The sequence below is a fragment of the Pantoea sp. CTOTU49201 genome (genome assembly GCF_032054795.1).
In the GTDB taxonomy this organism is placed as follows: Bacteria; Pseudomonadota; Gammaproteobacteria; order Enterobacterales; family Enterobacteriaceae; genus Pantoea; species Pantoea symbiotica.
The window spans coordinates 1-6,929 of the sequence record NZ_DAMBSA010000257.1 but is presented as its reverse complement, the minus strand read 5'-3'; the positions used below and the strand labels follow the sequence as shown (position 1 = coordinate 6,929).

Below are 6,929 nucleotides of genomic sequence, written 5' to 3'. Positions count from 1 at the left end.
GAGCGCACCCTTGGTAAGGGTGAGGTCCCCAGTTCGACTCTGGGTATCAGCACCAGTTTTAAAGCGTGAGTTCGGTAAATTACAGAATTTGCCTGGCGGCTTTAGCGCGGTGGTCCCACCTGACCCCATGCCGAACTCAGAAGTGAAACGCCGTAGCGCCGATGGTAGTGTGGGGTCTCCCCATGCGAGAGTAGGGAACTGCCAGGCATCAAATTAAAGTGTGCTGATATGGCTCAGTTGGTAGAGCGCACCCTTGGTAAGGGTGAGGTCCCCAGTTCGACTCTGGGTATCAGCACCAGTTTTAAAGCGTGAGTTCGGTAAATTACAGAATTTGCCTGGCGGCTTTAGCGCGGTGGTCCCACCTGACCCCATGCCGAACTCAGAAGTGAAACGCCGTAGCGCCGATGGTAGTGTGGGGTCTCCCCATGCGAGAGTAGGGAACTGCCAGGCATCAAATTAAAGTGTGCTGATATGGCTCAGTTGGTAGAGCGCACCCTTGGTAAGGGTGAGGTCCCCAGTTCGACTCTGGGTATCAGCACCAGTTTTAAAGCGTGAGTTCGGTAAATTACAGAATTTGCCTGGCGGCTTTAGCGCGGTGGTCCCACCTGACCCCATGCCGAACTCAGAAGTGAAACGCCGTAGCGCCGATGGTAGTGTGGGGTCTCCCCATGCGAGAGTAGGGAACTGCCAGGCATCAAACACAGAAGCCCTGAACGAAAGTTCAGGGCTTTTTTGTATGCATCAAAACCTTCAATGCTACTGAAAAGCACCCCATTAAAATTGCAGTTATAAAAAAAGCCCCTGCTTTGCAGCAGAGGCGCTTTTCAATCTCACTATCTGGATATCAATGAATAACCTGTGACAGAAACGCACGCGTACGTTCTGATTTCGGGTTAGCGAAGAACTCCTGAGGTGGAGCTTCTTCCACAATTTCACCCCGATCCATAAAGATCACGCGGTCCGCAACGGTACGTGCAAACCCCATTTCATGAGTAACACACAGCATGGTCATGCCATCTTCTGCCAGGCCAATCATCGTATCGAGTACTTCTTTAACCATCTCAGGATCTAGCGCTGAAGTTGGCTCATCAAACAGCATAATTTTCGGCTTCATGCAGAGTGAACGGGCGATCGCCACGCGCTGCTGCTGACCACCCGAAAGCTGACCAGGAAACTTATGCGCATGCTCGGCAATGCGTACACGCTGGAGATAATGCATGGCCAGCTCTTCCGCTTCTTTCTTAGGCATTTTGCGTACCCAAATCGGCGCCAGTGTACAGTTTTGTAGAACGGTAAGATGCGGGAAAAGATTGAAATGCTGGAAAACCATACCTACTTCAGTACGAACACGTTCAATATTGCGCACATCGTGATTGAGGTGGATTCCATCCACCACGATACGTCCTTGCTGATGTTCTTCGAGGTGGTTGATGCAACGAATAGTGGTCGATTTACCCGAGCCAGAAGGTCCGCATAATACGATACGTTCACGTGGTTTTACTTTTAAGTTGATGTCTTTCAGTACATGGAACTGACCGTACCATTTGTTAACGTTTTCGAGTGTAATCATCATGGCATCAGCCGCATTAGTCATAGTTTGTGTCATGTTAAACCTCAGTGCGATGCACGCCCGGTGTGAAAACGCTTCTCCAGATACTGGCTATAGCGCGACATGCTAAAACAGAAAATCCAGTAAACCATGGCAGCAAACACATAGCCTTCTGTCGACATCCCCAGCCAGGTTGGGTCGACGGTGGCTTGCTGCACGCTACTGAAGAGATCGAATAGGCCGATGATGATCACCAGACTGGTATCTTTAAACAGTGCAATGATGGTGTTCACCAGGCCGGGAATGGTCATCTTGAGCGCCTGCGGTAAAATCACCAGCATCTGGGTTTTCCAGTAGCCCAGCGACAGCGATTCCGCAGCTTCATATTGGCCTTTCGGTAGCGCCTGCAAACCGCCGCGCACCACTTCCGCAACATACGCAGACTGGAACAAGATCACGCCAACCAGTGCACGTACCAGTTTGTCGATGGTGGTACCTTCGGCCATAAACAGCGGCAGCATCACCGATGACATAAACAGTACGGTTATCAGCGGTACGCCACGCCAGAACTCAATGAAGATGATCGAAAGTGTACGCACCACCGGCATTTCTGAGCGGCGTCCCAGCGCCAGTAAAATCCCCAACGGAAGCGCGCCGGCAATCCCCACTGAAGCGATAATTAGCGTCAATGTCAGTCCGCCCCACTGGCGAGTCTCTACGCGCTCTAGACCGAAATAGCCGCCATACATCAGGAACCAAACCACAACCGGATAGACCACCGCCCAGCAGGCGATATAGCGACCGCGACGCGGCATTGATTTGATGAACATCGGAATAATCGAGAGCAAGCCGATGACCAGCGACAGATTGATGCGCCAGCGCAGCTCATGCGGATAGAGCCCATACATAAACTGGCCAAAGCGCGCATGGATAAATACCCAACATGCGCCTTCTTTGGTGCAATCTGCGCGCGTCTCACCAATCCAGTTAGCCTGAAATATCAGCCAGTTGAGTGCCGGAGGAATTACGTTCCAAATAAGCCAAATACTGAACAACGTCAGCAACGTATTCAGCCAGCTGGAGAACAGATTTTTGCGTGCCCAGAGCCAAGCCTTACTGAGTGGATTGGTCGGAATCGGCGGTGTTTCATGTGTAGTAACAGACATAATGATCCCGTTCTCTTAACGCTCAACCAGCGCAATTTTGCGATTGTAGAGGTTCATCAGCAGTGAAATGATCAGGCTGATAATCAGGTAAACCGCCATGGTAATCGCGATAGTTTCAATCGCCTGACCTGTTTGGTTCAGCACGGTACCTGCAAACAGCGAAACCATGTCTGGATAGCCGATAGCGGCCGCTAGCGATGAGTTTTTCACGATATTCAGATACTGGCTGGTCAGTGGCGGGATAATCACACGCATGGCCTGCGGAATAATCACCTGACGCATGGTCACTGGATTAGGTAAACCGAGCGAACGTGCTGCTTCATTTTGACCATGCGGTACCGACTGAATACCGGAGCGAATCACTTCGGCGATGAACGACGAGGTATAAACCGACAGCGCGAGAGTCAGCGCGGCGAGCTCAGGGATCATTACGAAACCGCCGCGGAAGTTAAATCCACGCAGTTCCGGCACATCCCAATGCATGGCAACGCCAAACAGGGTATGAGCAATCAGCGGCAGCAAAACCAGCAGCCCGACCGCAGCCGGCCAGGTGCGACGCAGTTGGCCGGTTTTAAGCTGATGCTTGCGGTTGTAGCGGAACAGCGCCACGCAACCCAGCACCGCTAACGCCAGCGCGATCAGAAACGGCCAGGTGCCAGGCGCGTACTCGGGCCAGGGGATATACAAACCGCGATTGCTGACGAATGCCAAATCAAACGCGTTAAGTGCCTGACGCGGGCCGGGCAGGTTACGCAGTACCGCAAAGTACCAGAAAAAGATCTGCAGCAGCGGCGGGATATTACGGAAGGTCTCGATATAAATGGTTGAAAGCTTGCGCAGCAGCCAGTTCTCAGACAAGCGAGCCAGGCCAACGGCAAAGCCAAGGATCGAAGCGAAAACAATACAGAGCGCGGAAACCAGCAGGGTGTTGGTCAACCCCACCATAAACACGCGCGCGTAGGTGTCGCCTTCGGTGTAATCGATCAGGTGCTGGACAATGCCGAAGCCGGCACTGCGATCCAGAAACCCGAATCCGGAAGTGATGCCACGATTGGCCAGGTTGATTACGGTGTTGTGGATTAAATATCCCACCACAGCAAGCACGGCAACAATCGCGACGATCTGGTAAAGCCAGGCGCGAACCGTAGGATTACCGAACGAAAAATCCCTTTTTACGGTTGGGCGTTGCGACATGTTAAAACCTCAGTGAAGATTACGCGTGGGCACCGCAGGATGCGGTGCCCGACTGGCAGGACGGAATTAACGAACTGGCGGAGCGTACTGGATGCCGCCCGCATTCCACAGCGCATTCTGGCCGCGCTTAATTTTCAGTGCGCTGTCTTTACCGACGTTACGGTCGAACACTTCCTGATAGTTACCCACTTGTTTGATGATGTTGTAAGCCCACTTGTTATCGAGCTTCAGGTCTTTACCGAAGTCACCTTCCGCGCCCAGCAGATGTGCCATATCCGGCGTAGTTGGCTTGGCTACCATGTCATCGACATTTTTAGAGCTGATACCCATCTCTTCCGCGTTCAGCATGGCATACAGTGACCATTTAACGATGGTGAACCAATCGTCATCACCGCGACGCACAACCGGACCCAGCGGCTCTTTGGAGATCACTTCTGGCAGTACGATGAATTCGTCTGGTTTGCCAAGTTTAATGCGCAGCGCATACAGCTGAGATTGGTCAGAAGCGAGGGTGTCGCAACGGCCGCTGTCGAGCGCTTTGGCGGATTCGTCAGAGCGGTCAAAGGTCACTGGCGTGTACTGCATTTTGTGGGTTTTGAAGTAGTCAGCCACGTTCAACTCGGTATCAGTACCGGCCTGAATACACACGGTGGCGCCATCCAGCTCTTTAGCACTTTTCAGGCCGGCTTTCTGGTGAGTCAGGAAGCCGATACCGTCGTAATAGTTCACGCCTGCAAACAGGAAGCCCATGCCGCCATCGCGTGATGAGGTCCATGTGGTGTTACGAGACAAGATGTCCACTTCGCCGGACTGCAGCGCGGTGAAGCGCTCTTTCGCGGTCAGCGGGGTGTATTTCACTTTGGTTGCGTCGCCAAATACCGCTGCAGCGGCCGCACGGCACACATCCACGTCAATACCGGTGAATTTGCCGTTAGAGTCAGCATAAGAGAAGCCTGGCAGGCCGTCACTGATGCCGCACTGTACAAAACCTTTCTTCTTAATGGCATCCAGCGTGGTGCCAGCGTGCGCTTGTTGAGCAACGGCTAACAGCGAGGCTGCAGCAACCAGAGTGGAAAGCATCATCTTTTTCATAAAGCATCCTGTGTGGCGATATCGTGTGTTGTTATGTTTGCGCGCACTTTAATGTGCGCTTTTTTCTGTCTGTGGTGGTTAGCCATCCACAACTCTGCAAACCTGATGCCAGGTTTGCAGAATCCTGAATTCTCTGGAAAGATCTTTTAATAAACTGAAGCACTCAGAAGATTCTGGCTAATATGGCGCACCAAAAGGCAGCATGACGAGACGACACGATCACAAATAGTGCAAAAAGTTTCACTATATGGAAGCAGTGTGAGCTAACGCTCAGGAGTGGATGTATGAGTTTGCACGCTTACGGCCGAAGCGGTTGATGATCACAGACAGAGCGTGCTGGAGCGTGATGAAAGGATAAATAAGTGCGAAGTAAAGTGGAGGAAAAGACGTTGCTAAGAGGGGCGGGATATCACTGCGGCAATTGCAACTATCGTTACCATTATCGCGCCAATTGTTTCATGCGTTGCTAACGTCAGGAAATTATCCGTGATGCAGAAACAAAAACGCCAGCCGCAAGGCTGGCGTTATCGCAGCAACGAACAGATTAGTTCATGCCGTATTTTTTCAGCTTCTTACGCAGGGTACCGCGGTTGATACCCATCATCAGAGCTGCACGGGTCTGGTTGCCACGGGTGTACTGCATCACCATGTCCAACAGAGGCTGCTCGACTTCTGCCAATACCAGCTCATACAGGTCACTCACATCCTGACCGTTCAGTTGAGCAAAATAGTTCTTCAGTGACTGTTTAACCGAATCACGCAGTGGCTTTTGGGTCACCTGATCCTGAGAGTTAACGGTAGAAACGGTGAGTACGTCAGAATTTACGCGTTGTTCGAACATAGTTCTTTCAGCTCTTTATTTCGTTTACGCAAGATTTTCGAAGTATGCCTCCAACGCCTCCAGCTGTTCGCTGGCATCCTCTATGGCGTTGAATGTGCGCCGAAACTGGTCATCAGGAGCACTTTCCTGCAAATACCAGGAAACGTGTTTTCGGGCAATACGGTATCCTTTGCGCTGACCGTAAAAGTCGTGCAGCTCCCGTATATGTCCAATCAGCATTTGCTTCACTTCAGCCAGCGGCTTCGGTGCCAGCAGCTCCCCTGTGTCCAGATAATGCTGGATTTCCCGGAAGATCCACGGTCTTCCCTGAGCGGCACGGCCAACCATAAGAGCATCGGCTCTGGTATAGTCGAGCACCGCTCTGGCTTTATGCGGGTCAGTAATGTCGCCATTCGCGATGATCGGAATGGAAACGCTCTGCTTAACTGTCCGAATGCTGTCGTATTCAGCAAATCCCTCAAACAAACAGGCGCGCGTGCGGCCATGAATGGTGAGAGCCTGAATGCCACAGCGTTCAGCCAATTGGGCAATCTCTACACAATTACGATTTTCTTTGTCCCAGCCGGTGCGAATCTTCAGCGTAACCGGTACATCCACTGCATTGACGACCGAGGTGAGAATCGACTCCACCAGTTGCGGATGTTGCAGCAGCGCTGAACCTGCCATCTTACGATTCACTTTTTTGGCTGGGCAGCCCATGTTGATATCGATAATCTGCGCGCCAGACGCCACATTAATGCGCGCGGCAGCAGCCATCTCATCAGGATCGCAACCGGCAATTTGCACGGCGCGGATACCAGGCTCGTCACTATGCACCATACGCAAACGGGATTTGTCACTGGCCCAAACTTCCGGGTTCGACGACAGCATCTCGGAGACAGTCATACCGGCGCCGTTCTCATAACACAGGGTGCGAAATGGCTTATCGGATACTCCGGCCATAGGCGCAGCAATGAGTCGATTACGTAGCTGATGTTGTCCAATGCGCATGAAAAAGAAGTGACCCTAACTGTTCGCAAGGCGGCGTATATTACGCATTTTTTAAAGAAGATGAAAGGCCAAACTTTGAACAATTCGCCGTTAGAGA

6 protein-coding genes, 2 tRNA genes and 3 rRNA genes are annotated in these 6,929 nt (G+C 51.9%); 5 read left to right on the top strand and 6 right to left on the bottom strand.

The window, feature by feature from the left end:
* Window positions 1-91: 91 nt before the first annotated feature.
* The 5 genes from rrf (RTY00_RS16760) to rrf (RTY00_RS16740) all read left to right on the top strand — a co-directional run bounded on the left by rrf (RTY00_RS16760) (window position 92) and on the right by rrf (RTY00_RS16740) (window position 693).
* Window positions 92-207 (top strand): 5S ribosomal RNA (gene rrf / locus RTY00_RS16760).
* A 15-nt stretch (window positions 208-222) separates the two neighbouring features.
* Window positions 223-298 (top strand) — tRNA-Thr (locus tag RTY00_RS16755).
* A 36-nt stretch (window positions 299-334) separates the two neighbouring features.
* A 5S ribosomal RNA gene (gene rrf / locus RTY00_RS16750) occupies window positions 335-450 on the top strand.
* A 15-nt stretch (window positions 451-465) separates the two neighbouring features.
* Window positions 466-541 (top strand) — tRNA-Thr (locus tag RTY00_RS16745).
* 36 nt (window positions 542-577) lie between these two features.
* Window positions 578-693, top strand: a 5S ribosomal RNA gene (rrf, locus tag RTY00_RS16740).
* 151 nt (window positions 694-844) lie between these two features.
* Here the strand turns inward: rrf (RTY00_RS16740) and RTY00_RS16735 are convergent.
* The 6 genes from RTY00_RS16735 to dusB all read right to left on the bottom strand — a co-directional run bounded on the left by RTY00_RS16735 (window position 845) and on the right by dusB (window position 6,832).
* Window positions 845-1,606: an amino acid ABC transporter ATP-binding protein gene (locus tag RTY00_RS16735; protein WP_061720213.1), complete on the bottom strand. Its 762-nt coding sequence runs from the start codon at window positions 1,604-1,606 to the stop codon at window positions 845-847.
* Window positions 1,607-1,614: 8 nt separating this feature from the next.
* Window positions 1,615-2,715: an amino acid ABC transporter permease gene (locus RTY00_RS16730; protein WP_312665191.1), complete on the bottom strand. Its 1,101-nt coding sequence runs from the start codon at window positions 2,713-2,715 to the stop codon at window positions 1,615-1,617.
* 15 nt (window positions 2,716-2,730) lie between these two features.
* Entirely contained in the window at window positions 2,731-3,909 is a 1,179-nt protein-coding gene (locus RTY00_RS16725; RefSeq protein ID WP_008105973.1) for an amino acid ABC transporter permease, read from the bottom strand.
* A 66-nt stretch (window positions 3,910-3,975) separates the two neighbouring features.
* Window positions 3,976-5,001 carry an amino acid ABC transporter substrate-binding protein gene (locus RTY00_RS16720; RefSeq protein ID WP_008105971.1) on the bottom strand — a complete coding sequence of 342 codons (1,026 nt, stop codon included), beginning with the start codon at window positions 4,999-5,001 and terminating at the stop codon, window positions 3,976-3,978.
* A 544-nt stretch (window positions 5,002-5,545) separates the two neighbouring features.
* A complete protein-coding gene (fis, locus tag RTY00_RS16715) occupies window positions 5,546-5,842 on the bottom strand; it encodes a DNA-binding transcriptional regulator Fis (RefSeq protein WP_007891954.1) in 297 nt (98 codons plus the stop codon).
* A 24-nt stretch (window positions 5,843-5,866) separates the two neighbouring features.
* Window positions 5,867-6,832, bottom strand: coding sequence for a tRNA dihydrouridine synthase DusB (dusB, locus tag RTY00_RS16710; protein ID WP_312665190.1), 966 nt, complete (start codon window positions 6,830-6,832; stop codon window positions 5,867-5,869).
* Window positions 6,833-6,929: the final 97 nt, after the last annotated feature.